Genomic DNA, 22,809 nt, shown 5'->3' on the forward strand with positions numbered 1-22,809 from the left:
GGCCTCCGGACGCTAGCCGGGGCAGGGGCGTACAGAGGGGGCGCGTTTCGAAAGCTGGCACAACATGACGCGGGGGGTGTCCGAACATGACGTGGAGTTGTGGTGAAAAGATCGCATCGCGCTCGAACCATGCGCGGGGGGCGTCAGCGGTCCTGGTGAGAGATCATCGGAGTATGAGTGACGACCACACGCACGTCCAGGAGTTCTTCACCGCGCGGGCGGCCGACTGGGACAGCAAGTTTCCCGACGACGGTCCCGCCTACGCGGCGGCCGTGTCCGACATGGGGCTGAGCGCGGGCGGCCGGGTGCTCGACGCGGGGTGCGGCACGGGCCGCGCGCTCCCGTCGCTGCGCGCGGCTGTGGGACCGTCCGGGACGGTGATCGGGGCCGATCTCACCCCGGCCATGGTCGAGGCCGCCGCTCGGGCCGGGCGCGGCGAGGAGGGGGCGCTGCTGCTCGCGGATGTCACCACGCTCCCCCTGCGGTCGGAGACCCTGGACGCCGTCTTCGCGGCGGGGCTCATCGCGCACCTCCCCGAACCGAACGAGAACCTGCGCGAACTGGCCCGAGTGGTGCGGCCCGGTGGCACGCTCGCCCTGTTCCACCCCATCGGCCGGGCCGCCCTGGCCGCTCGCCAGGGCAGGCAGCTCACCCCCGGCGACCTGCGGGCGGAGGCCAACCTCGGCCCCCTCCTGGCGCGTTCCGGCTGGCGCATGACCTCGTACGTCGACGAGCCCGACTACTTCCTCGCGCTGGCGGTCCGCGAGTCCTGAGACCAACTTGCCCGAAGCGGGCCCTCGTCTCACTCCACCGCGTCGGCCGATTTCGTCTGCCTCACCGGGCAACCACCCATTCCCGGCACAGGGCGCGTGCCCAGGTCAGCGGGGCGGTAGCCGTTCGGGTAGCTCTTGATCTCCCGGTTCTGCCGCGCGAAATGGGGCGCTCGACGCGGAGGCAGCAGCCTGACCAGCCGCCCGCGTGTCCGTACGGCGCGACGCGCGAGCGCGGTGACCGTAGCGCTCGGAGCCTCATAGCGGAAGGCACGCAGCAGCGGCTCGTCGAGCAGGGCGAGCGTCGCCGAACGCAACAGCGGCGCGAGCGGCCGCGGATACCAGGACGCCATGAGGTCGAGCGTCGCGTCGGACACCTGCCGGGCCCGCTCGTCCCAGGCGAAGTGCTCCTTCTCGTACGAGTCGAGGAGGGCCTCGAACTCCTCGAACGTCTCCGGGATGCCGGGGATGCCCATGTGCCGCCCGAGGGTGCGGTAGTACTCCGTGGTGGCGACGATCTCGTGCCGGGACAGACGCCGCCAGGCGTAGGTGTCGATCCAGCGTCTGGGCATCACGACGAGGGTCGACAGCACATAGCGCATGTCGTCGTCGCTGATGTCGTAGCTGCGGTGCATCTGGTTGATGCGCCGGATCGCGGTAAGGCCCTCGCGGGCGGCGAAGCCGTGTTCCATGATGGTGTCGAGCAGCAGGGCCGTGTCGTCGTACCGCCGCTGCGAGCGCTCGGTCAGCTCCGCCGTCTCGGCGAGCAGCCGGCCGATGGCGGGGACGGCGTAGGTGCGGTACAGAGCCAGTTCCAGCGCTCGCGTGTAGTCCCAGGGGAATTCGAACGCGGCGCTGAGACGGTAGATCTCCGCGGCGTCGGCGACCGGGTCCAGCCGCCGGATCCGGTCGAGCCGCTCGAAGCGTTTCACCGTGAGGTCCCCCTTATGCGGCCGGAATTTCAACTCTACTTTGAGCAACGGGACATGTGCGAGGAGCGAGACCCCGACCGGGGGAAGGTGGTTCGCGTGTTCGACACACTGCGCAAGTACGCCGTCAGGCTGGGTACTTCCCAGCATGGGCAAGCCGTCGCCGAGCGGAAGCGGCGTGGACACAATCTCTTCGAGGCCGCGGCGGCCTACGTGGCGGCCCGTGCACAGGACGACCAGGACGGAGTGGACGAGGCGTCGTCGTGGGTGTCACCGGAGGCGCTCTCCTTCGGTGTCGGCGAACTGGCGAGCCGAGCCGTCGTCACCCTCGCCCGAGAGCGTTCCATGACCCCGAGGGCGGTGGCCCGCGACCTGCTGGGCCTGCCGGCCGACTGAGGAAGGCCCTGCCGGACGGGGGTGTTTCGCCCCTGTCCGGCAGGAAAACCGCAGCTCCCACCGGTGTGCGGAGTCGTGACAAGCCTCTCCCCCGCGCACTAGGGTGCGCGCCGACGGACGAACCACTGGGGAGGCTGAGATGGCCGGGTCGGACGATGCACCCGTGGCTGCCGCGGACGAAGCGCTGTACGTGTTGACGGCGGTGCTGCTGACGCCCGCGCAGTTCCCGAGCGTGCTGGGTGACGACTACCCCGCGGCCTGCGCGGCACTGGGTCTCACACCGCTCGAAGAGGGGTACGGGCTGGTGCTCGGGCAGGACGGTGCCGGAGCGCGGTGGACGGCGGTCATCGACGACGTCTCCCTGGTGGCGGTGGCGATCGCCTCTTGGGACTGCGGCATGGAGTACGAACTGTCGCCCGACGAGCGCACGCTCGTGGCGGCCCTCCCCGGCTGGCCGCTGGCGCTGGCCGTCGCCGCACCCGACGTACCGGCCCCGCACGACCCGGTCACCGATGCCGAGAACCCACCTCCGCTCAGCCCGCCCGACACCAGCATCTGGGGGGCGGCCCAGCGGCGCCTCGGCGCCGACGAGATAGCCCTCCAGTGGGCGGAGTGGCGCGGTCGGCTCGATGACGCCGACGTCCTGCCGAAGGAGCGCCCTTCCGGTGCCGAAACGCCCGCACCGGAGACCGAAGCCGACACAGGCGCCGAACCCGGAGCTGCGGCCAAGCCCCGCCACCCGGGCGTGCGAGAGGCACTGGAGGAGGCGCGTGCCTACATCGACGCGCCGCCGCCCCTCGGACGGGTCCGTTCGTCGTTCGCCCCTGGTGACGCGCGGACACTGCGTGCCGACGGTCCCGGCTGGTCGATCGTGGCCCGTACGGACGACATCGCCTTCGTCCTGCTCGACGCGGAGCCCGGCGAGGTCATCCCCGTGGGACGGGGCCCGGAACTCCCCGGCCTGCTGGAAGGGCTGGACAAGATCGCGGTACGTCCCATCTGACCCCGCTCGGCTCAGCGGCCGATCTCCTTGCGCGTGACCCGGCGGAGCCTGCGCCGCTGCGAGGGGTCCAGCGCCAGGTACGCGACGGCGGGAACCCCCACCACGATCAGGAACGCCACCCACCAGGGCAGCCATATCAACAAGATCAGCCCGACCGCCACGCCACCTACGGCGATCTTCGCGTTTCTCGACATGCGCTCCGCCTCCTTCGTCACGTCCCACTGCCGCTCTCTGCAATGGAAAACGGTCCCGGGCACCCCACGGTTCCGGCCGCCGCCCCTGAGACATCCCTGAAACCGGACCCTGAGGAACCCCTGAGACGCCGTTCGGAGGCTGAAACGATCTCCGTGCCCTTGAGGGTGAGTACCCGCTCCAGCCACGAGCGACGCGGTCCATCCAGCACTCACCGCTGCCGAGGGGAAGACGCGGCGCGCGTGCCCAGCCGTAGTGGACCGGCCACGCGCGCGCTCTGTCAGCCGCGTGCGCCGAGCAGGTGATCCATCGCGAGCTGGTCGAGGTGCTCGAAGGCCATGCCACGCGCGGCGGCGGAGTCGACGTCGAAGTCCTCGAAGGCCGAACGGTCGGCGAGCAGGTCGTCAAGGCCGTCCGCGGCCGTGGGCAGCGCCAGCTCGTCCAGCCGCGAAGCGCGCAGCGCCTCCTGCACCTCCGGGTCGGCGCGGAAGGCGGCCGCGCGGTCCTTCAGGATGAGGTAGTTGCGCATGCATCCGGCGGCCGAAGCCCAGACCCCGTCGAGGTCCTCGGTCCGCGGCGGCTTGAAGTCGAAGTGCCGGGGTCCCTCGTACCCGGCGGTCTCCAGGAGGTCGACGAGCCAGAAGGCGGCCCGGAGGTCACCGGCACCGAAGCGCAGGTCCTGGTCGTACTTGATGCCCGACTGGCCGTTGAGGTCGATGTGGAAGAGCTTGCCCGCCCACAGTGCCTGCGCGATGCCGTGGGGGAAGTTGAGCCCGGCCATCTGCTCGTGGCCGACCTCGGGGTTGACGCCGTACAGCTCGGGGCGCTCCAGGCGCTCGATGAAGGCGAGGGCATGGCCGACGGTGGGGAGCAGGATGTCGCCGCGCGGCTCGTTCGGCTTGGGCTCGATGGCGAAGCGGATGTCGTAGCCCTGGGCGGTGACGTACTCGCCGAGGAGGTCGAACGCCTCCTTCATACGGTCCAGGGCCGCCCGGACGTCCTTGGCGCCACCTGACTCGGCGCCCTCGCGGCCGCCCCAGGCGACATAGGTCTCCGCGCCCAGTTCGACGGCGAGGTCGATGTTGCGGATCGTCTTGCGGAGCGCGTAGCGGCGCACGTCGCGGTCATTGGCGGTGAACGCGCCGTCCTTGAAGACGGGGTGGGTGAAGAGGTTGGTCGTCGCCATCGGCACGGCCATGCCGGTCGCGTCCAGGGCTTGGCGGAAGCGCTTGATGTGCGACTCGCGCTCGGTCTCGGAGGCGCCGAACGGGATCAGGTCGTCGTCGTGGAAGGTCACCCCGTGCGCGCCGAGCTCGGCCAGCCGCTGCACGGACTCGACCGGGTCGAGGGCACGACGGGTGGCGTCGCCGAACGGGTCCCTCCCCTGCCAACCGACGGTCCACAGGCCGAAGGTGAACTTGTCCTCGGGGGTGGGCTGGTAGTTCATGCCGTGGCTCCTCGGTGCGTACGACTATTTCGTCATGGCCGTTTACAAATTAGTATGCGAACGCGCCTCTGGGAAGAGACCGGATGTCTCCGACGCCGGGGCGCCATCGACGAACGGCGCCGCTGCCGGTCGATGACGCCGCGGAAGAGGGAGAGCCCGAATGTCAGCAGCCGAGGGACCGCTCGTCGTCGGTGTGGACACGTCCACCCAGTCCACGAAAGCACTGGTCGTCGACGCGTCCACCGGACAGGTGGTGGCGAGCGGCCAGGCCGCGCACACGGTGACCTCCGGCGCGGGACGGGAGAGTGATCCGCGTCAGTGGTGGGACGCGCTGTGCGAGGCGCTGCGCCAGTGCGGCGAGGCCGCGCACGAGGCGGCGGCGGTGTCGATCGGCGGCCAGCAGCACGGCCTGGTCACTCTGGACGCGAAGGGCGAGCCGGTACGCCCCGCGCTGCTGTGGAACGACGTCCGCTCGGCACCGCAGGCCCGGCGCCTCGTGGACGAACTGGGCGGCCCGGACGCCTGGGCGGAGCGTACGGGCAGCGTGCCGGGCGCGTCGTTCACGGTGTCGAAGTGGGCGTGGCTCGCGGAGCACGAGCCGGACGCGGTCCGCGCCACCAGGGCCGTGCGTCTCCCCCACGACTACCTCACCGAGCGCCTCACCGGCCTGGGCACGACCGACCGCGGCGATGTCTCCGGCACCGGCTGGTGGGCGTCGGCGACGGAGTCGTACCACGAGGAGACCCTCGCGCATGTGGGGCTCGACCCGGCACTGCTGCCCCGGGTGGTGCGGCCAGGCGAGGTGGCCGGCACCGTGCGCGATGGCCATGACCTGCCGTTCTCCAAGGGCACTCTGGTGGCGCCGGGAACCGGGGACAACGCGGCCGCCGCGCTCGGTCTCGGCCTGCGTCCGGGCACCCCGGTGCTCAGCCTCGGCACCTCGGGCACGGTGTACGCGGTCTCGGAGCGCCGCCCCACCGATCCGACCGGCACGGTGGCGGGTTTCGCCGACGCGCACGGCGCCTGGCTTCCGCTGGCCTGCACCCTGAACTGCACCCTCGCCGTGGACCGGGTCGCGGCGCTGCTCGGACTGGACCGCGAGGCCGTGGAGCCCGGCACCTCGGTCACGCTGCTGCCCTATCTGGACGGCGAACGCACCCCGAATCTGCCCCACGCCTCCGGGCTGTTGCACGGCCTGCGCCATGACACGACCCCCGGCCAGGTACTGCAGGCCGCCTACGACGGCGCGGTGCACTCGCTGCTCGGCGCGCTGGACCTGGTCCTCGACCAGGACGCCGACCGCACCGCTCCCCTCCTGCTGATCGGCGGCGGCGCCCGCGGGACGGCCTGGCAGCAGACGGTACGACGGCTGTCCGGGCGGCCGGTACAGATCCCCGAGGCGAAAGAACTGGTCGCGCTGGGCGCGGCCGCTCAAGCGGCGGGTCTGCTGACCGGCGAGGACCCGGCGGCCGTCGCTCGCCGCTGGAACACGACGGAGGGACGCGTCCTGGACGCGGTGGAACGGGACGAGGAAGCCCTGGCTCGGATCGCCGGGGTACTCTCCGACGCGTCCCCGCTGTTGGAGCGGGGGTCGGACTCCCGCTGAGCCCGACCAGGCCCGTGCCGGATGCGGCCGGAGTATCGGGAAGCGTCACACGCGAGGCCCACCGGTGGGCGACCGACCGAGCCGCGAGCCGCACACCCGGCCACGGACACCGAGGATCGACGGAGGCATGACCGCACCGCCGCACGACACACGACCGACGGGGAGCGGACGCACCCTGCCGGACACCCAGCAGGGCATGCGTCGTCGCAACCTTGCCCGGGTCATGCACACCGTCAGCGCGGACGGGCCGCTGTCGCGCGCCACGGTCGCCTCACGCATCGGCCTCACGCGGGCGGCCGTGTCCTCCCTCGTGGACGAACTGATCCGCTGGGATCTCCTGGAGGAACTGGGGCCCGAACGGCCGAGCCGGGTGGGACGGCCCGGCTCCGCGCTCGCGGTGAGTGGCCGCGGTCCTGCGGGGATCGGCGCGGAGATCGGGGTGCACCACCTCGCGGTGTGCGCTGTCGACCTTCGCGGCACGGTTCGCGCACGAGCCGAACGGCGCGGCGCGAACCGGGGGCGGACTCCAGAGTCCGTGGCCCAGGAACTCACGCGGCTGATCCAGCAGGTCACGGCCGAGGCGGAGAACGACGGCCTGTGGGTCGCCGGGCTCGCGGTCGCCGTACCCGGTCTGGTGGCCCGCGACGGCCGTACCGTCGTACGCGCCCCCAATCTCGGCTGGCATGACACCGACCTCGGCAGCGTGCTGCCCGACAGGGTTCCGCTGACCGTGGACAACGAGGCCAACTTCGGCGCCCTGGCGGAGCTGTGGCTCGGGGCCGGCACACCCGGCGACTTCCTGCACGTGTCTGCGGAGATCGGCATCGGCGCGGCGATCGTCGTGAACGGGCGGTTGCTGCGCGGCACCCGCGGGTTCGCGGGCGAGCTGGGCCATGTACCCGTCCGGCCGGACGGTCCTCCCTGTCCGTGCGGGGGACGCGGCTGCCTGGAGCAGTACGCCGGAGAGGAGGCCGTGCTGCGGCTGGCCGGGATCGAAGCCCGCGAGGACGTGATGGGGGTGCTGGCGGAGCGGGCCGAGGCAGGCGACGACGATGTGCGCACAGCACTCGGCGAGGCCGGTACAGCGCTCGGCATCGCCCTGACCGGAGCGGTCAATCTCCTGGACCCGGACACGGTCGTCCTGGGTGGTGCGCTGGCGGCCCTCTCACCATGGCTTCTCCCCTCTCTGCAACGCGAGCTGCGCGGCCGCACAGCCGGTCCGGCATGTCCGGTGGCGGTGTCCGAGCTGGGTCCGCAGGGGCCGCTGCTCGGTGCCGCGCATTCGGTGGTGCGGGCCGTGCTCGACGATCCGGCGATGGTGGCGGAACGGCCCTGACTTTTCGGTGGATGCCCGTGGCGGAAGCCCGCGACGCTCGCTGACGCCCGAAGCCCCTCGAACGGGTGGCCGACTTATCCACAATCCGCGAGTTGTCCACGGACCTGGCGCTCACCCTTCTGCCCAACTCCCCCGCGCCGTACCGTGATTCGCACGAGCCGCACCCGCCGCCCTCGAGTGGCGGAAGCGCAGGCCACACATGTGCCGAGCATCAGCTGACACCGGTATCGGGAGGGAAGCATGTACACGGAATCGACCGGCGCACGACGCCAGAGCCGACACCACCACGACCATTCCCGGTTCCCGCTGACACGAGCTGACACTGTGTCGGTCATACGCACGACTCCACTGAACTGTGCGTGTGCACCGCCCCGACGTCCCCGCGCACTCCTCGAGCGACGGCTCTCAAGAGCCTGCGCACCTCAACGCACTCAACTGCCGCCTCACCCACGGCAGGTGACCCTCACACTGCTGAAGGGCAGCCGACGATGGAGATGAACCAGCCCCGTACCCACCTCACCCGACGCGGCGTTCTCAAGGGCGCGGCACTCGCCGCCGTCCCCTATGCGCTCCTCCCCGACCCACAGGCGGCCGCTCAGACGGCGGTCGACTATCCGCCCGGCGAGTGGCAGCCGGCGAGCAGCGGCAACTACACCGCGTCCAGCCGCCCCGCCGCCTACAAGATCGACCGGGTGATCATCCATGTCACCCAGGAGACCTACACCCGCACGCTGGCCATCTTCCAGAACCCCGAGAAGAAGGTGTCCGCGCACTACCTCGTGCGCTCAGCGGACGGCCATGTCGCCCAGTGCGTCCGAGAAGCAGATGTCGCCTGGCACGCGGGCGACTGGGACTACAACACCCGCAGTATCGGCATCGAGCACGAGGGCTGGGTGGACCAGCCCGCCTACTTCACCAACGCCCTCTACGAGCAGTCCGCGAGACTGACGGCCGCGGTGTGCGACAAGTACGGCATCCCCAAGGACAGGGAGCACATCATCGGCCACTTCCAGGTTCCCGGCACCGACCACACCGACCCAGGGGTGAACTGGGACTGGTTCCGGTACATCAGGCTTGTCAATTTCTCCTGACCTCATGTCGGCCCGGTTGTCCGCGGAGGAGTCGCGCGTGACGATGGCCCAGTTGATTCCCTGGCAGGGAGGACGAGTTGACCGATCAGTGGGTGGCTCTGGAGCCGGGAGCCGACCCAGGCGAAAGAGTTCGGGCACTGCGCCGAGCGCATGAGACCTTCACGACCGTCGGTACGGTTCCGCGCCCGGTCCGGCCGGTGGTGGCCGAATCATGGCGGCGCAGCGCGCGAGCGGGCGTGGGGCCGGACGGCACCGCGAGCGTGGAACTGACCGATGACGACCTCGGCGCCTACCGCGCCGAGCATCCCCTGGCCCAGGTCATGCCGCTGGTCCGGGAGCTGGTGGGCACCTTCGCCGCCGATGGCTCGCATCTGCTCGCGGTGTGCGACGCGCACGGCAGGCTGATGTGGGTCGAGGGGCATCCGACGACGCTGCGGCGGGCGGACGGGATGAACTTCGTGCCGGGGGCTCGGTGGTCGGAGGCTGCAGTCGGTACCAACGCGCCGGGCACGGCGGTGGCCGTGGACCGTCCGGTGCAGGTCTTCGCGGCGGAGCACTTCATAAGGCGCGTGCAGCCGTGGACCTGCGCGGCCGCGCCGATCCACGATCCGCACACCGGCCGGGTCCTCGGCGCCGTCGACATCACCGGAGGAGACGGGCTGGCGCATCCGCACAGCCTGGGCTTCGTGCAGGCGGTGGCCCGCGCGGCCGAGTCACAGCTCAGCCTCCTCACCCCGCCGAGGCAGCGGGAAGACACCGCCACGCTGAGCGCGCTGGGCCGGGACGAGGCGGAACTCCGTCCAGATGGCGGCCACCGGATCAGGCTGAGCCGTCGGCACAGTGAGATCCTCGTGCTCCTGGCCCGCCACCCCGAGGGCATGACCGGCGACGAGCTGTCGTGCGCGCTGTACGCGGACGAATCGGTGACGCCGGTGACCTTGCGCGCCGAGCTGGCCAGACTGCGTCCGCTGCTGCCGCCCGGGCTGCTGGCATCCCGGCCGTACCGGCTGTCCCTGCCGGTCGAGTGCGACGCGGGTCTGGTGGAACGGCAGCTGGAGACGGGTGCGCTCACGGCCGCCATACGGGCGTATCACGGCCCGCTGCTGCCGGGCTCCCAGGCCCCCGCTGTCGTACGGCTGCGGCGTAGGCTCGCCGCGGCCCTCCGGACGGCGCTGATCAGCCGCGGCGACCCCGATCTGCTGGCGGACTGGGCTCACGCACCGTGGGGTGAGCACGATCTGCTGGTCTGGCGGGCCCTGGCGGCAGTGCGACCGAGTGCTCCGGTGCGGGCACGGATCGCGGCGCTGGAAGCCGAACTGGCCGTTCCGGGGGTACCGAGCCGTCGCCCGCACGTCCGCCAGACACCCTGGGTGACCAGCGGTGCAACATGTTCGCAACGTCCGCCCGTCTAGCCTCACGACGGGAGCTGCCCAACGGCGGGCAGCGCTGCACCGGGAGGCAGACCAGCATGACCCGTTACGCGACGCCCGGCTCCGAGGGCTCGATCGTCTCCTACCAGCCGCGGTACGACCACTTCATCGGCGGTGAGTACGTGCCGCCGGCGCGCGGGCAGTACTTCGAGAACCCGTCGCCGGTCAACGGGCAGCCGTTCACCGAGATCGCGCGCGGTACCGCGGAGGATGTCGAGCGGGCGCTCGACGCGGCGCACGCGGCCGCGCCCGGCTGGGCCCGTACGTCGGTGACGGTGCGTTCGGACATCCTGCTGAAGATCGCCGACCGTATGGAGGCCAACCTCGAGGCCCTGGCGGTGGCCGAGAGCTGGGAGAACGGCAAGCCGGTCCGCGAGACGCTGGCCGCGGACATCCCGCTGGCCATCGACCACTTCCGTTACTTCGCGGGGGCGATCCGCGCGCAGGAGGGGTCGCTGGGCGAGATCGACGACGACACCGTGGCGTACCACTTCCACGAGCCGCTCGGGGTGGTCGCGCAGATCATCCCGTGGAACTTCCCGATCCTGATGGCGGCCTGGAAGCTGGCGCCCGCGCTCGCCGCGGGCAACGCGGTCATCCTCAAGCCCGCCGAGCAGACCCCGGCGTCCATCCACTACTGGATGAGCCTGATCGCCGACCTGCTGCCGCCGGGCGTGCTCAACATCGTCAACGGCTTCGGCGTGGAGGCGGGCAAGCCGCTGGCCTCCAGCCCCCGGGTGGCGAAGGTGGCGTTCACCGGGGAGACCACGACCGGGCGGCTGATCATGCAGTACGCCTCCGAGAACATCAAGCCGGTCACGCTGGAGCTGGGCGGCAAGTCGCCCAACATCTTCTTCGACGACGTGTGGGCACACGACGACGACTTCCGGGACAAGGCCCTCGAGGGCTTCACCATGTTCGCGCTCAACCAGGGCGAGGTGTGCACCTGCCCCTCCCGAGCGCTCGTCCAGCGCGGCCACTACGCCGACTTCCTGGAGGCGGCCGTGGCCCGCACCCGGCAGATCAAGCCGGGGCACCCGCTCGACACCGACACGATGATCGGCGCCCAGGCGTCCAACGACCAGCTGGAGAAGATCCTCTCCTACCTGGACATCGGCCGTCAGGAGGGCGCCAAGGTGCTCACCGGCGGCGAACGCGTCGAGTACGACGGCGAGCTGAAGGGCGGGTACTACGTCCAGCCGACCATCTTCGAGGGCGACAACCGCATGCGGATCTTCCAGGAAGAGATCTTCGGCCCGGTCGTCTCGGTGACGTCGTTCGACGACTTCGACGACGCGATGAAGCTGGCCAACGACACGCTGTACGGCCTCGGCGCGGGCGTCTGGACCCGCGACATCAACACCGCCTACCGCGCCGGCCGCGAGATCCAGGCGGGCCGCGTCTGGACCAACTGCTACCACGCCTACCCGGCCCACGCGGCCTTCGGCGGCTACAAGCAGTCCGGAATCGGCCGCGAGACCCACAAGATGATGCTGGAGCACTACCAGCAGACTAAGAATCTCCTCGTGTCGTACTCCCCGAAGAAGCTCGGCTTCTTCTAGAAGCGCATGGAAAGGCGCCTGAAATGGGCTTTTACCAGTCAGGCGCCTTCCGCCATGGACTGCTCGATGAGCATGCGCGCGCCGCACACCCTCAGCACACAGTCAGCAGATGGTTCCTGTTGATGACCTCGAGGGACAGCGTGCGATACCCCACCGTCTCGAACAGCACCGTCAACCGCTCGTTCTCCTCGCTCATGACCGACCCCTGCCCCCACTGCTCGTGCCGTACGAGGGTGCCGGGCGGGAAGGGATGCTGGTCTCCGGCGGGTGCCGAAGAGGCCGACTCGGGGATCGGCCCACCTGTACCGGCCAGCACGGCGGGTCCGCCCTCCGCACCGCCGTCCTCCGCCAGTTCGGCCGCCTCGCATCGGTCGCACGCGCCGCAGGACTCGTCCTGATCGCCGACCTGACCGAAGTAGCCGAGCAGGAACCGGCGCCGACAGCCGGTGGCCTCCGCGTAGCCCCGCATCATGTCGACGCGGGACCGCTCCAACTGCTGATGGGCGTCGCCCAGTTCTATCGCCTGCTGTGCGGCGGCGGCCGGGCCGACCGTGCCGGTGGCCTCCAGTTCGCCGTCCTCGGTGGTGTGGACGGCGTCGACCTGCTCCAGGAGGTTGACGACGGCCGTCAGGCGGCTCGCCGTCAGGTTGGTCTCGTCGCGCAGTTCGGTCGGCGGGACGGGCCCGTCGTGTTCCTCCAGGGTGCTCACGACCTGGGTGACGGTGTCCGGGTCCGGCCGTCCCGCCGCGAAGAAGCGCTGCATGCCGAGGTCCTGCGGCCGGTAGGCGAGTATCGCGCGGGATTCTTCGCCGTCGCGTCCGGCGCGGCCGATCTCCTGGTAATAGGCGTCCAGGGAGCCGGGGACGGAGGCGTGCAGCACGAAGCGGACGTTCGGCTTGTCGATGCCCATCCCGAAGGCGGAGGTCGCCACGACCACGTCCAGCTCGCCCGCCATGAACCGGTCGTGCACGTCGCCCCGATCCCGCGCGGGCAGCCCCGCGTGGTACGCGGCCGCGTCCAGCCCGAGCAGGCTCAGTTCCTCGGCGTACTCCTCGGCCTCCCGGCGCGTACCGGCGTACACGAGGCCGGGCTTGGCCTCCGCGGCCGCGCGCTCGACGACGGCACGCTTCTTGACCGCGGCCTCCCGGAACGGGACGACCTCCAGGTGGATGTTGGGCCGGTCGAAGCCGGTGACGACCTCGTGCACGTCCCGCATGCCGAGCTGGCTGACGATGTCGGCCCGTACGGGTGCGGCGGCGCTCGCGGTCAGGGCCAGTACGGGAGGCCGGCCGAGCCGGTCGATGACCTGGCCGAGCCGCAGGTAGTCGGGGCGGAAGTCGTGTCCCCACGACGACACGCACTGGGCCTCGTCGACGACGAACAGGGCGGGCTCCGCGGCGGCGAGCTGCTCGACCACCTCGTCCTTGGCGAGCTGCTCGGGCGCCAGGAAGAGGAAGTCGACGTCGCCGTCGCTGATCCGGTCCCACACCGCCGCGTTCTCGCTGCCGCTCTGGGACGAGTTCACGGCCGCCGCCTCCGCGCCCTCCCGGCTCAGCAGCCCCCGCACCTGGTCCCGTTGGAGAGCGACGAGCGGCGACACCACGACGGTCGGCCCCGGCAGCAGCAGCCCAGGCACCTGGTAGACGGCCGACTTCCCGGCCCCGGTGGGCATCACGACCAGCGTGTCCCGCCGCTCCATCACCGCTTCCATCGCCACCAACTGCTCCGGCCGCAGCTCCTCCCACCCGAACACGTCCAGCGCGCTCTTCCGCAGCCGCTTCGCCGTCGCGGTACGCATCATGCTCCCCCTGAATTCCGGGCCTTGCTCAGATCACCGGAATCGGCGCCTGGGTGAGCACCCGGTACCCCGGGGAGACCGGAGTAGCGCCCTGGCTGCTCGGGAATTTGCCTCAGGAAGGCGCGACGCCCAGGGGCCCGAGGGGGCTCTGCGAAGCCCAGAAGAAGACCCCCATTGACGACGCGAGCGCCTCCGGTTGGCCCTCCCCCGACGCATCTCCCCCGGCTACCCCACAGGCCCGTCAGGCAACTCCGCCCACCCCTCCTTCAGCGCCCGTACCGTCTCCACGATCGCCGGTCGCCCGCTCGCCCCGGTGCGCCACAGGGCGTACAGCCGGCGGACCGGGGCCGGATCGAGCGGCAGCTCCACCGCACCGGGCGGCAGCGGCCCGCGCCCCAGCCGAGGCACGAGGCCGATACCGAGTCCCGCCGCGATGAGGGCGACCAACGTGGGGTTCTCGTCGGCCTGATGGACGATCTCCGGCGTGTGTCCGGCCTCGCGGAGGGTGCGGACCAGCCAGTCGTGGCACACCCGCCCCGGCGGCTGGCACACCCAGCGCTGACCCCCGAGTTCCGCGCGCCGCACCGAGGAACGCCTCGCGAACGGATGCGTCCGAGGCACCAGCAGCGTGCACGGATCGTCCCCGAGCACCGCCTGCTCCACCCCAGGCGGGAGCGGCAGCGGCGCGATGTCCCAGTCGTGCACCACCGCCAGATCGACGGCCCCCTTGGCCACCATGTCGACGGACAGATGCGGGTCGACCTCGCTGAGGCGGACGTCCAACGCGGGATGCCGTACGGCCAGTTCGGCCAGCACCCCCGGCAGCAGCCCACGGGCCGCCGAGGCGAAGGCGGCGACGGTGAGCAGCCCGGCGGGCACCCCGCGCCGCTGCTCCAGTTCCGTCTCGGCCCGCTCCATAACGGCGAGCATCTCCTGCGCGGCGGCAGCGAGTTGACGCGCCTCGGCGGTGAGGCGGACACCCCGCCCGTCCCGTTCCAGCAGGACGGACCTGGTCTCGCGCTCCAGCTTGGTGATCTGCTGGGACACCGCGGACGGGGTGTAGCCCAGCGCGGAGGCGGCGGCGCCCACACTGCCGTGCACGGACACGGCGTGCAGCGCGCGCAGCCGCTGGAGATCGAGCATGCGGGACCACCTCTCGGAACACTCGGCTCATTAGCGTCGCTTAATCCAATCATGCAGAACTCGTCGCTGGTGCTTCATCGAGCCGGGATGTGATCCTCGGCCCATGCGTCCGTCCCACCTCGCCCTCGCCGTTCTCGTCGCCGCCGTCTGGGGCGTCAACTTCACCGTCATCGAGATCGGCCTCGCCCACTTCCCGCCGCTGCTCTTCTCCGCCCTGCGCTTCCTGGCGGCCGCGCTCCCGGCGGTGTTCCTGGTCGGCCGCCCCAAGGTGGCGTGGAAGTGGATCGTGGCCGTGGGACTGGTGCTGGGAGTGGCCAAGTTCGGGCTGCTGTTCATCTCGATGGACCGGGGCATGCCGGCCGGGCTGTCCTCGCTGGTGCTGCAGATCCAGGCGGTGTTCACGGCCGTGTTCGCCTTCGCCGTCCTCGGGGAGCGGCCCTCGCGGCTGGGTGTGCTCGGCATGGCGGTCGCGCTGGCCGGGATCGGTGTGGCCGCCGTGGACGAGGGTGCGTCCGGGCCGCTCGGGGCGTTCGCGCTGTGCGTCCTGGCCGCCGCCTGCTGGGGCGCGTCCAACGTGCTGACCCGCAAGGCGTCTCCGTCGGACCCGCTGAACTTCATGGTGTGGGTCAGCACGGTCCCGGTCCTGCCGCTGCTCGGCCTCTCCCTGCTCACCGAGGGCCCGTCCCGCGACCTCGACGCGCTCGCCGCCCTCGACTGGCCGGGGGCGGGCACGATCCTCTACGTCGCCTGGATCACGACCGTCTTCGGCTTCGGCGCCTGGGGCTGGCTGCTGCGCCGTCACCCCGCGTCCACGGTGGCGCCGTTCTCCCTGCTCGTCCCGTTCTTCGGCATGTCCTCCGCGGCCCTCTTCCTCGGCGAACCGGTGAGCGGCCCGCGCTGGTGCGCGGCGGCACTGCTGATCGGCGGAGTGGCACTGGCGTCCTTCGCCCCTCGGCGGCGGGCTACGGCGGAGCAGGAGCCGATCGAGGTGCCGATTTCCGGACGCGTACGGGAACGGGCTGCGGGCAATGATGGACCATGACGACACTGCTCGCAGCCTTTGTGCTCGGCACCCCTGACCCGCCCGCGCTCGCTGATTTCTATCGCGCCCTGTTGGGCTGGGAAGAGGTCGACCGGGAGCCCGACTGGGTCCGCATCAAGGCTCCGGAGCGTGAACGCCCGGGTCTGAGCTTCCAGTTGGAGAAGGACCACCGCCCGCCCGCCTGGCCGTCCGGTCCCGGTGAGCAGCAGATGCAGGCCCACCTGGACATCCAGGTCGACGACCTCGGCGCCGAGACCGAGCGGGCCCGCGCTTTGGGCGCGACGGTGGAGGAGCACCAGCCGCAGGGCGACGTCCGCGTGTTGCGCGACCCCCACGGCCACCTCTTCTGCCTCTTCCTCCCCGGCGCCTGAGCGACGCGCACGGCTCAGCCCAGTGCCGCCAGCTCCAACAGCTCCTGCAGCCTCAGCCCCCGGTCGGCGTCCAGCTCGGTCGGGGTGTTCGTGCGTACGGCGGTGGCGAACTCCCGGCGCAGCGGGGGCCAGCACTCCTCGTGGTCGATCCCGGCCGTGTCGTATCGCAACGGCTCGGCGGAGCCGAAGAGTTCGACCGTCGTGACCGCTCGGGGCACGGCCACGCTGCCCGACAGGGTGGCCTGGCTGACGGCGCCGTTCGCGTGCTCGCAGGTCAACTCGGTCCAGCGGCGCGGATCTCCGGTGCGCCGGATGGCGGTGATCGGGGCTATCGCCGTGTCGAGGAGGTCCAGCAGATGCGGGCCGAGGTCGAGCAGGGCGCCGTGTTCCAGCCGCCAGCCGGTGGCGAAGTCGCCGCCCAGGAAGGCCCCGTGGAGGTAGCAGGAGCGGGCGCCGACGACATCGAAGGTGCGCGCGGCCCGCAGGAAGGCGCGGGTGGCGGGGTGGTAGCGCTTGGTCAGGACGAGTTGGGAGACGGCACCGGCCTCGGCGACCGCTTCGGCCACCCGCTGAGCCGCGGCCAGGTCCGGGCCGAGCGGCTTCTCCAGCAGCAGCGCCTTCCCCCGCTTCGCGGCGAGCGGGGCCAGTTCGGCCTGTACAGCGGGCGGTACCGCGAAGGCGACCGCCTCGCAGCGGTCGAGCAACTCCTCGAAGCTGGCTGCGACATGGGCGCCGTAGGGCGCGGCGGTCTGCTCGGCGGCCTCGGGGCGACGGGCCCAGACGGCGGACAGCCGGGTCTCGGGCCCGGCTGCCAGCACGCGGGCGTGCATGGCGCGGGCCCAGGGACCGGCGCCGACCAGTCCGACCGCCACGGGACGGTGCGGCCAAGGGGCGGGTGTGGTCATGACTTCCTGTCCGAACGAGGTCGAGGAGAAGGCGGGTTCAGCGGGCGAACCGCTCCAGCCGGGCGTCCGCGCGGTCGGCCGAGTACAGGAACTGCACGACCATGGCGGCGGCGCCGATGAGTCCGGCGTGGTCGCCGAGCCGGGAGGTGACGATCTGGAGGTTGCCGGTGGTGCGCGGCATGGCGCGCTGGTAGATCAGCTCCCGCACCCCGGTGAGGTACGGGACCCCAGACAGCTCGCCCGCGAGCATCAGCACACCGGGGTTGAGCAGGGTGACGACGGTGACCAGCACCTCGCCCGTACGCCGACCGGCCTCCCGCGCGAGCCGTACCGCCTCGGGGTGGCCCTCGGCGAGCAGGCGCCGGACGTCGCGGCCGGAGGCGGTGTCCAGGCCGAGCGCGCCCAGTTCCCGGGCGAGCGCGCCGCCACTGGCCACGGCGGCGAGGCAGCCGTGCGCACCGCACATGCACAGCGCGTCGGGACGGTCGTGCAGCCGGATGTGCCCGATGTCGCCCGCGCCGCCGTCGATGCCCCGGTACACGGAGTCGCCGATGACGACGCCCGCGCCGATACCGGTGGACGCCTTCACCAGGACGAAGGAGTCGCAGTCGGCGTGGTTGGCCCGCTGTTCGGCCAGTGCCATCAGGTTGGCGTCGTTGTCGACGAACACCGGTACGGGGCCGTCCTCCATGGAGCCGCCGATGCGCCGGGCGTAGGTCTCCTGGAGGCGTTCCCGGATCGGGTACTGGTCCCAGCCGGGCATGATGGGCGGCTCCACGACCCGGCCGGTCGCGAAGTCCACCGGGCCGGGGACGGACACGCCGATCCCGCAGATCCGGGCCGGGGAGACGCCCGCGGCGGCCAAGAGGTCGGGGAACCAGCCGACGAGCCGGTCCAGCACCGGCTCGGGGCCGTCCGCGATCTCCATCGGCCCGGTGTGCTCGGCGAGGATCGTGCCCCCGAGGTCCAGGACGGCGGCCCGCGCGTGCCGGGTCTCCAGGTCGACGGCGAGGACGGCCGCGTGGGCCGGGTCGAAGACGATCCGGTCGGAGGGACGGCCCCCGGTCGAGGCGCCGGTGGTGTGCCGTATCCAGCCCGCCCGGTTGAGCAGGTCCAGGCGCTGGCCCACGGTGGAGCGGGAGAGGCCGGTGACGCGCTGGAGATCGGCGCGGGTGTTGGCGCGTCCGTCGCGGATGAGCTGGAGCAGCCCTCCCGCGCTGACCTGACTGGGCGTCATCATGATGTCCCCCTGGACTCCTGGTTCCGCTGGGCTTCAGCTCTTGTCGGCACCGCTGGTCAGGCCCTCGGTGAGCAGCCGTTCGGCGGCGAAGAACAGAAGTACCACGGGCACCGTCAGCACCACCGAACCGGCCATCAGCACCGTCTTGGGCACCTCGATGCCGTTGGACAGCTGGGCCAGGCCCAGCGAGACGGTCCACTTGCCGGGAGAGGCGGCGAGGAAGAGCAGCGCGAACAGGAACTCGTTCCAGGCGATCATGAACACGTACAGGCCGGTCGCCATGAGCGAGGGCAGCGCCAGCGGCAGGATCACCTTGCGGAGGGTCTGCAGGCGCGAGCAGCCGTCCAGCGCGGCGGCCTCCTCGACCGAGTACGGGATGGTGACCAGGTAGTTCTTCAGCATGTAGATCGACACCGGGACGGTCTGCGCGACGTACACCACCGCGAGGCCCACCAGGCTGGAGGAGAGGCCGAGCCGGGCGAAGATCACGAACAGCGGGACGGCGAGCAGCGTCGCGGGGAAGAGGTAGACCGCGAGGAAGAGGGCGCTGACCTGGCGGTGCCCGAAGAACTTCAGTCGGCTCACCGCGTAGGCGCCCGGCACGGCGGCCACCAGGGTGAGCGCGACCGTACCGAGCGACACCAGCGCGGAGTTGGCCAGGAAGCCGAGGAAGCCCTGCCCGCCGTCGTCGGACGACTTCAGCACGTTCCGGTAGGTGTCGAGGGTGAGATCGCGGGCGGAGACCCACAGCGAGCCGGGGTCGAGGAGCAGCGCGTCGATGGGCTTCACCGACAGCAGCAGCATGTAGTAGAAGGGGAGCACGGTGATCACGGCGAGGAAGGCGATGACGCACCAGCGCGCCACGCCGAAGAAGCGCTCCTCGAACCGGGCCCTGGTCAGGGCGGCCTTGCGGGTCACGCTTCCTCCTGGACCTTGTTGCCGAAGAACTTGAAGTAGCAGCCCAGCAGGATCATCAGCGAGACCGCGAGGACCAGTGCCTGGGCGGCCGCGGCGCCCACGTCGTAGCGGGCGGTGAGGAAGTCGTAGACCCGGACGGCCGCGACGTCGGTGCCCGCGCCGCCGCCGGTGAGCAGATAGACGTCGTCGAACTTGTTGAACGTCATGATGAAGCGCAGCACGCACAGCAGGGCGATGACCGGCATGAGCTGCGGGAGCAGGATGTGCCGGAAGCGCTGCGAGACGGTGGCGCCGTCGACCTCCGCGGCCTCCTCCAGACCGTCCGGGACCGCCTGGAGCCGGGCGAGCAGGAAGAGGAAGGCGAACGGGAAGTAGCGCCAGCACTCGAAGGCGATGACGGTCAGCAGCGCCAGCGGTACGTGGAAGTGCGCGCCGAAGAGGCCGATTTCGTAGCTGCGGGTGGAGAGGAAGGCGACGGGGTCGTCCCAGCCGAACAGCCGGTGGCCCCAGTCGTTCACGATGCCGTACTGCGGGCTGAGCGCCACCTCCCACACGAAGGCGACGGCGACGACGGGCGCCACGTACGGCAGGAGCATCGCCGCGCGCAGCAGGGCCCGGCCGCGGAAGGGCCGCCTGAGGGCGAGCGCGGCCACCAGGCCGAGGAGGACGGAGCCGAGGGTGCCGCCCGCCGTGTAGAGCAGGGTGGTCAGCAGGCTGGACCAGAACCCGGCGGATTCGAAGACCGCCGCGAAGTTGTCCAGTGTCCAGCGGCCGAACAGGCCCATGCCCTGGATGTCGACGAGCCGGGCGTGCTGGAAGGCCAGCAGGAGTGTCCACAGGATCGGCAGGACGACCACGACAAGGACGACGATCAGGGTGGGAGAGACGAAGGCGAGACCGGCGCGGTTGGCCCGCCGCTCGGCGGTCATCGGCCGCGCGGGCGGCTGCTGCTGCCGTACGGCCGGGGGCCGGGGCTCGGTGTCCGGGCGCGGCGCTGCGCCGGAAGGGGCTCGGGTCATGGGGATGCCTTTGTGACGTGCGGCTACTGGAGGGACTTCTGCAGCGCGGCGACCTCGTCGTCGGCTTCGCGGGCCGCCTCCTTCGGGGAGAGCTGGCCGCTGGTCATCGCGCCGATCGCCTTGGGTACGGGCAGTTCGCCGTTGGTGGCGCCGACCAGGGCGCCCTCGCCCTGCTCGATGCCCCAGCGGCGCATGTTGCCGACCCCGGCGGCGAGTTCGTTGAGCAGGCTCGGCGGGTACACCTGGTCGAACGGCTTCTTGGTGTCGACCCCGATGTCGCTGTGCCGCCATGCGTCGAGATAGCGGTGGGGCTCGGCGGCGGTGCCGTGGCGGACCGGGATCTTGCCCTCGGGCGACATCCCGAACCAGGACTCGTAGCCGGAGTTCATCATGTACTCGATGAACTGCTGCGAGGCGGCGGTCTCCGCGGTCTTGGTGGTGACCCAGGAGGTGATCTCCCCGAACTGGGCGCCCTCGCGGGCGTCGGGGCCCTTCAGCGCGGTCACGATGCCGCTGTCGCGGGCCAGCCGTCCGGGGTCCTTCTCGCACTGCGGACAGCTCGGCAGGGCGTCCTTGCGCAGTCCGGCCAGCTCGTCCAGCAGGAACGAGGACCAGATGACCATGGAGGAGCGCCCGGCGAAGTAGGTGGCGCGGGTGGAGTCCACGCTCTGGGTGCCGGGGGCGCCGTGTTCGCGGGCGAGCTGGTCGTAGGTGCGGAAGGCGGTCTCGCACTGCGGGCTGTGCAGGTCGACCTTGTGGTCATCGTCAACGAGCTGGCAGCCGTTGGCGAGGGCCACGCTCTCGAAGCTCTGCGAGGTGAACACGTCGGAGGGGTCGGTGGCCGCCGACATGCCGTCGTGGCCGCCGCCGTCCAGCGCCCGTGCCGCGTCGAGTGCGCGGTCGTAGGTGTCGGGCGCGGCGAGGTGTTTCCGGGCGAAGTCGTCCTTGCGGTACACGAGCAGCTGGAGCCAGGCGTCGGAGGGGACGCCGAGATGGGTGCGGCCGTCGGAGGTGAGCCCGAGCGCGTTGGCGTTGAACGTGCCGGGCCCGAGTTCCTTGACGATCCGCCCGGGTATCTCCGTGTTGAGCAGGCCGTTTCCGTACATCTGCCAGACCTGGCCCATGGGTGCGGCGCCGATCACGTCGGGGAGGTCTCCGGAGGCGGCCGCCGACATGATCAGCTGCGGCAGCTGGCCCTCGTCCACCCCGACGAGGTGCACTTTCACGCCCGACTTCCGCTCGAAGCCGTCGATGATCTTCCGCGTCGCCCCGACGCGGTCGGGGAGGTTCTCCAGCGACCACACGGTGATCTCGTGGTCGGGTCTGCCGGGGCCGGTGCTACCGGAGCAGCCGGTGACCAGCGCCAGTCCCAGGGCGGAGGTGAGACCCACCGTGGTCGTCAGCGACCGTCGGCTCTTGATGCGCATTGCGTCTGTCCTCGTGTCGACTTACGTCTACCGATCACGCATCTCAGCATCACTTTTGCTGGTTGACAAGACATAAGTGAGGGTTATTGTCGACGCAACCCGCAGCCGCAACCTTCCGGAGTCATCCGTGGAACGCGTCGTTCAATTCACCGGTCCGCGTCAGGTGGAGGTGGCCGAGCAGTCTCGCGCCGACCTCCCGCCCGGCCATCTCAGGGTCCGCACCCGCTACTCCGGCATATCCGCCGGCACCGAGCTGACCGCCTACCGGGGCACCAACCCCTACCTCACCCGCACCTGGGACCCCGAGGCCCGCCTCTTCCGCGACGGCGCGGCCGGCATCGAGTACCCGGTGGCCGGTTGGGGCTACTCCGAGGTCGGTGAAGTCACCGAGATATCGCCCGAGTTGGCCGGTACGCCGGGCCTGCCGCGCCTCGGCGACACGGTGTGGGGCATCTGGGGCCACCGCAGCGAGGGCATCGTCCCCGTGGAGCGCATGATCGGGCACACCCTGCCCGCCGGACTGGACGACCTCTCCGGCGCGTTCGCCCGGGTCGGCGCCATCGCGTACAACGCGGTCCTGGCCGGGGACATCCACCTCGGCGAGGACGTCGCCGTGTTCGGCCAGGGCGTGATCGGCCTGCTCACCACCCGGCTCGCCCAGCTCAACGGCGCCCGCGTCATCGCCGTCGACGCCCTGGACGACCGCCTGGAGGCCGCGAAGCGGTACGGCGCCCGGCACACCCTCAACGCCCGCACCGACGCCGTCGCCGAGCGCGTCCGCGAGATCACCGGCGGGCTCGGCGCCGACCTCGCCATCGAGATCAGCGGCGCCCACCCCGCGCTGCAGGAGGCCCTGCGCTCGGTCGCGGTCGGCGGCCGCGTGGTCGCCTCCGGCTTCTACCAGGGCGACGGCATGGGGCTCCGGCTCGGCGACGAGTTCCACCACAACCGGGTCCAGCTCGTCTGCTCCCAGATCGGCGGCGTGCCCCCGGCGCTGTCGCACCGCTGGAGCCAGGAACGCCTCCAGCACACCTTCCTGCGCCTGGTCGCCGAGGGCCAGGTCGATGTGAACTCCCTGGTCAGCCATGTCGTCCCGGCCGCCGACGCCGCCGACGCCTACGTACTGCTGGACGAGCGGCCCGCCGACGCGCTCCAGGTCGTCCTGGAATTCTGAGAGGTTCTTC

21 protein-coding genes are annotated in these 22,809 nt (G+C 71.2%); 11 read left to right on the forward strand and 10 right to left on the reverse strand.

From position 1 onward, the window contains the following. Positions 1–173: 173 nt before the first annotated feature. The gene (locus tag ACI2LY_RS21355) at positions 174–773 is read left to right on the forward strand and encodes a class I SAM-dependent methyltransferase (RefSeq protein WP_404708530.1); all 600 of its coding nucleotides are present in this window, start codon (positions 174–176) and stop codon (positions 771–773) included. 29 nt (positions 774–802) lie between these two features. Here ACI2LY_RS21355 and ACI2LY_RS21360 read toward each other — a convergent pair whose 3' ends face one another. Beyond that, positions 803–1,702 carry an oxygenase MpaB family protein gene (locus ACI2LY_RS21360; protein WP_404708531.1) on the reverse strand — a complete coding sequence of 300 codons (900 nt, stop codon included), beginning with the start codon at positions 1,700–1,702 and terminating at the stop codon, positions 803–805. Between the two features lie 96 nt (positions 1,703–1,798). Here ACI2LY_RS21360 and ACI2LY_RS21365 point away from each other — a divergent pair, with 96 nt between their 5' ends. Continuing rightward, positions 1,799–2,095, forward strand: coding sequence for a hypothetical protein (locus ACI2LY_RS21365; protein ID WP_404708532.1), 297 nt, complete (start codon positions 1,799–1,801; stop codon positions 2,093–2,095). 139 nt (positions 2,096–2,234) lie between these two features. Beyond that, positions 2,235–3,098, forward strand: coding sequence for a hypothetical protein (locus ACI2LY_RS21370; protein ID WP_404708533.1), 864 nt, complete (start codon positions 2,235–2,237; stop codon positions 3,096–3,098). An 11-nt stretch (positions 3,099–3,109) separates the two neighbouring features. Here the strand turns inward: ACI2LY_RS21370 and ACI2LY_RS21375 are convergent, their stop codons facing one another. Together ACI2LY_RS21375 and xylA are read right to left on the reverse strand one after the other, a co-directional pair. After that, positions 3,110–3,292 (reverse strand): hypothetical protein, encoded by a 183-nt coding sequence (locus tag ACI2LY_RS21375; RefSeq protein WP_393910866.1) that lies wholly within the window; start codon positions 3,290–3,292, stop codon positions 3,110–3,112. Positions 3,293–3,570: 278 nt separating this feature from the next. Beyond that, positions 3,571–4,737 carry a xylose isomerase gene (gene xylA, locus ACI2LY_RS21380; RefSeq protein ID WP_404708534.1) on the reverse strand — a complete coding sequence of 389 codons (1,167 nt, stop codon included), beginning with the start codon at positions 4,735–4,737 and terminating at the stop codon, positions 3,571–3,573. Positions 4,738–4,897: 160 nt separating this feature from the next. On the opposite strand from xylA, the gene xylB reads away from it, so the two are divergent. The 5 genes from xylB to adh all read left to right on the forward strand — a co-directional run bounded on the left by xylB (position 4,898) and on the right by adh (position 11,762). Further along, positions 4,898–6,343 carry a xylulokinase gene (xylB, locus tag ACI2LY_RS21385; RefSeq protein ID WP_404708535.1) on the forward strand — a complete coding sequence of 482 codons (1,446 nt, stop codon included), beginning with the start codon at positions 4,898–4,900 and terminating at the stop codon, positions 6,341–6,343. A gap of 127 nt (positions 6,344–6,470) precedes the next feature. Next, on the forward strand, positions 6,471–7,679 hold the full coding sequence (locus tag ACI2LY_RS21390; protein ID WP_404708536.1) for an ROK family protein: 1,209 nt from the start codon (positions 6,471–6,473) through the stop codon (positions 7,677–7,679). Positions 7,680–8,173: 494 nt separating this feature from the next. Further along, positions 8,174–8,770 carry an N-acetylmuramoyl-L-alanine amidase gene (locus ACI2LY_RS21395; protein ID WP_404708537.1) on the forward strand — a complete coding sequence of 199 codons (597 nt, stop codon included), beginning with the start codon at positions 8,174–8,176 and terminating at the stop codon, positions 8,768–8,770. Positions 8,771–8,847: 77 nt separating this feature from the next. Next, the gene (locus ACI2LY_RS21400; RefSeq protein WP_404708538.1) at positions 8,848–10,182 is read left to right on the forward strand and encodes a GAF domain-containing protein; all 1,335 of its coding nucleotides are present in this window, start codon (positions 8,848–8,850) and stop codon (positions 10,180–10,182) included. Positions 10,183–10,238: 56 nt separating this feature from the next. Next, positions 10,239–11,762, forward strand: coding sequence for an aldehyde dehydrogenase (gene adh / locus ACI2LY_RS21405; protein WP_404708539.1), 1,524 nt, complete (start codon positions 10,239–10,241; stop codon positions 11,760–11,762). A 91-nt stretch (positions 11,763–11,853) separates the two neighbouring features. Here adh and ACI2LY_RS21410 read toward each other — a convergent pair whose 3' ends face one another. Both ACI2LY_RS21410 and ACI2LY_RS21415 read right to left on the reverse strand, forming a co-directional pair. Then, entirely contained in the window at positions 11,854–13,560 is a 1,707-nt protein-coding gene (locus ACI2LY_RS21410) for a RecQ family ATP-dependent DNA helicase (RefSeq protein WP_404708773.1), read from the reverse strand. 225 nt (positions 13,561–13,785) lie between these two features. Next, on the reverse strand, positions 13,786–14,703 hold the full coding sequence (locus tag ACI2LY_RS21415) for a LysR family transcriptional regulator (RefSeq protein WP_404708540.1): 918 nt from the start codon (positions 14,701–14,703) through the stop codon (positions 13,786–13,788). Positions 14,704–14,806: 103 nt separating this feature from the next. Here ACI2LY_RS21415 and ACI2LY_RS21420 point away from each other — a divergent pair, with 103 nt between their 5' ends. After that, entirely contained in the window at positions 14,807–15,745 is a 939-nt protein-coding gene (locus ACI2LY_RS21420; protein ID WP_404708541.1) for an EamA family transporter, read from the forward strand. After that, positions 15,742–16,116 carry a VOC family protein gene (locus tag ACI2LY_RS21425; protein WP_404708542.1) on the forward strand — a complete coding sequence of 125 codons (375 nt, stop codon included), beginning with the start codon at positions 15,742–15,744 and terminating at the stop codon, positions 16,114–16,116. The genes ACI2LY_RS21420 and ACI2LY_RS21425 overlap by 4 nt, the downstream gene beginning before the upstream one ends. Positions 16,117–16,130: 14 nt before the next feature. Here ACI2LY_RS21425 and ACI2LY_RS21430 read toward each other — a convergent pair whose 3' ends face one another. Genes ACI2LY_RS21430 through ACI2LY_RS21450 form a run of 5 tightly spaced genes read right to left on the reverse strand, consistent with a single transcriptional unit; the run spans position 16,131 to position 21,625 of the window. Next, a complete protein-coding gene (locus tag ACI2LY_RS21430; RefSeq protein WP_404708543.1) occupies positions 16,131–17,021 on the reverse strand; it encodes a Gfo/Idh/MocA family protein in 891 nt (296 codons plus the stop codon). Positions 17,022–17,058: 37 nt separating this feature from the next. After that, on the reverse strand, positions 17,059–18,258 hold the full coding sequence (locus ACI2LY_RS21435; RefSeq protein WP_404708774.1) for an ROK family transcriptional regulator: 1,200 nt from the start codon (positions 18,256–18,258) through the stop codon (positions 17,059–17,061). A 36-nt stretch (positions 18,259–18,294) separates the two neighbouring features. Then, positions 18,295–19,179: a carbohydrate ABC transporter permease gene (locus ACI2LY_RS21440; protein ID WP_381074935.1), complete on the reverse strand. Its 885-nt coding sequence runs from the start codon at positions 19,177–19,179 to the stop codon at positions 18,295–18,297. Continuing rightward, positions 19,176–20,198, reverse strand: coding sequence for a carbohydrate ABC transporter permease (locus ACI2LY_RS21445; protein ID WP_404708544.1), 1,023 nt, complete (start codon positions 20,196–20,198; stop codon positions 19,176–19,178). Before ACI2LY_RS21445 ends, ACI2LY_RS21440 begins: the two co-directional genes overlap by 4 nt. A 23-nt stretch (positions 20,199–20,221) precedes the next feature. After that, positions 20,222–21,625, reverse strand: coding sequence for an ABC transporter substrate-binding protein (locus ACI2LY_RS21450; RefSeq protein ID WP_404708545.1), 1,404 nt, complete (start codon positions 21,623–21,625; stop codon positions 20,222–20,224). A 127-nt stretch (positions 21,626–21,752) separates the two neighbouring features. On the opposite strand from ACI2LY_RS21450, the gene ACI2LY_RS21455 reads away from it, so the two are divergent. Beyond that, complete coding sequence (locus tag ACI2LY_RS21455; RefSeq protein ID WP_404708546.1) at positions 21,753–22,799, forward strand: zinc-binding alcohol dehydrogenase; 1,047 nt, start codon at positions 21,753–21,755, stop codon at positions 22,797–22,799. Positions 22,800–22,809 lie beyond the last annotated feature (10 nt).

Origin of the sequence: Streptomyces sp. NPDC002176 (assembly GCF_044903645.1) — a bacterium.
Classification (GTDB): Bacteria; Actinomycetota; Actinomycetes; order Streptomycetales; family Streptomycetaceae; genus Streptomyces.

Coding starts and splice junctions, on each gene's coding strand:
- ACI2LY_RS21355 (WP_404708530.1), top strand. CDS start 174: ATGAGTGACGACCACACGCACGTCCAGGAGTTCTTCACCGCGCGGGCG.
- ACI2LY_RS21370 (WP_404708533.1), top strand. CDS start 2,235: ATGGCCGGGTCGGACGATGCACCCGTGGCTGCCGCGGACGAAGCGCTG.
- ACI2LY_RS21375 (WP_393910866.1), bottom strand. CDS start 3,292: ATGTCGAGAAACGCGAAGATCGCCGTAGGTGGCGTGGCGGTCGGGCTG.
- xylA (WP_404708534.1), bottom strand. CDS start 4,737: ATGAACTACCAGCCCACCCCCGAGGACAAGTTCACCTTCGGCCTGTGG.
- xylB (WP_404708535.1), top strand. CDS start 4,898: ATGTCAGCAGCCGAGGGACCGCTCGTCGTCGGTGTGGACACGTCCACC.
- ACI2LY_RS21390 (WP_404708536.1), top strand. CDS start 6,471: ATGACCGCACCGCCGCACGACACACGACCGACGGGGAGCGGACGCACC.
- ACI2LY_RS21395 (WP_404708537.1), top strand. CDS start 8,174: ATGAACCAGCCCCGTACCCACCTCACCCGACGCGGCGTTCTCAAGGGC.
- adh (WP_404708539.1), top strand. CDS start 10,239: ATGACCCGTTACGCGACGCCCGGCTCCGAGGGCTCGATCGTCTCCTAC.
- ACI2LY_RS21410 (WP_404708773.1), bottom strand. CDS start 13,560: ATGCGTACCGCGACGGCGAAGCGGCTGCGGAAGAGCGCGCTGGACGTG.
- ACI2LY_RS21415 (WP_404708540.1), bottom strand. CDS start 14,703: ATGCTCGATCTCCAGCGGCTGCGCGCGCTGCACGCCGTGTCCGTGCAC.
- ACI2LY_RS21420 (WP_404708541.1), top strand. CDS start 14,807: ATGCGTCCGTCCCACCTCGCCCTCGCCGTTCTCGTCGCCGCCGTCTGG.
- ACI2LY_RS21425 (WP_404708542.1), top strand. CDS start 15,742: ATGACGACACTGCTCGCAGCCTTTGTGCTCGGCACCCCTGACCCGCCC.
- ACI2LY_RS21430 (WP_404708543.1), bottom strand. CDS start 17,021: ATGACCACACCCGCCCCTTGGCCGCACCGTCCCGTGGCGGTCGGACTG.
- ACI2LY_RS21435 (WP_404708774.1), bottom strand. CDS start 18,258: ATGACGCCCAGTCAGGTCAGCGCGGGAGGGCTGCTCCAGCTCATCCGC.
- ACI2LY_RS21445 (WP_404708544.1), bottom strand. CDS start 20,198: ATGACCCGAGCCCCTTCCGGCGCAGCGCCGCGCCCGGACACCGAGCCC.
- ACI2LY_RS21450 (WP_404708545.1), bottom strand. CDS start 21,625: ATGCGCATCAAGAGCCGACGGTCGCTGACGACCACGGTGGGTCTCACC.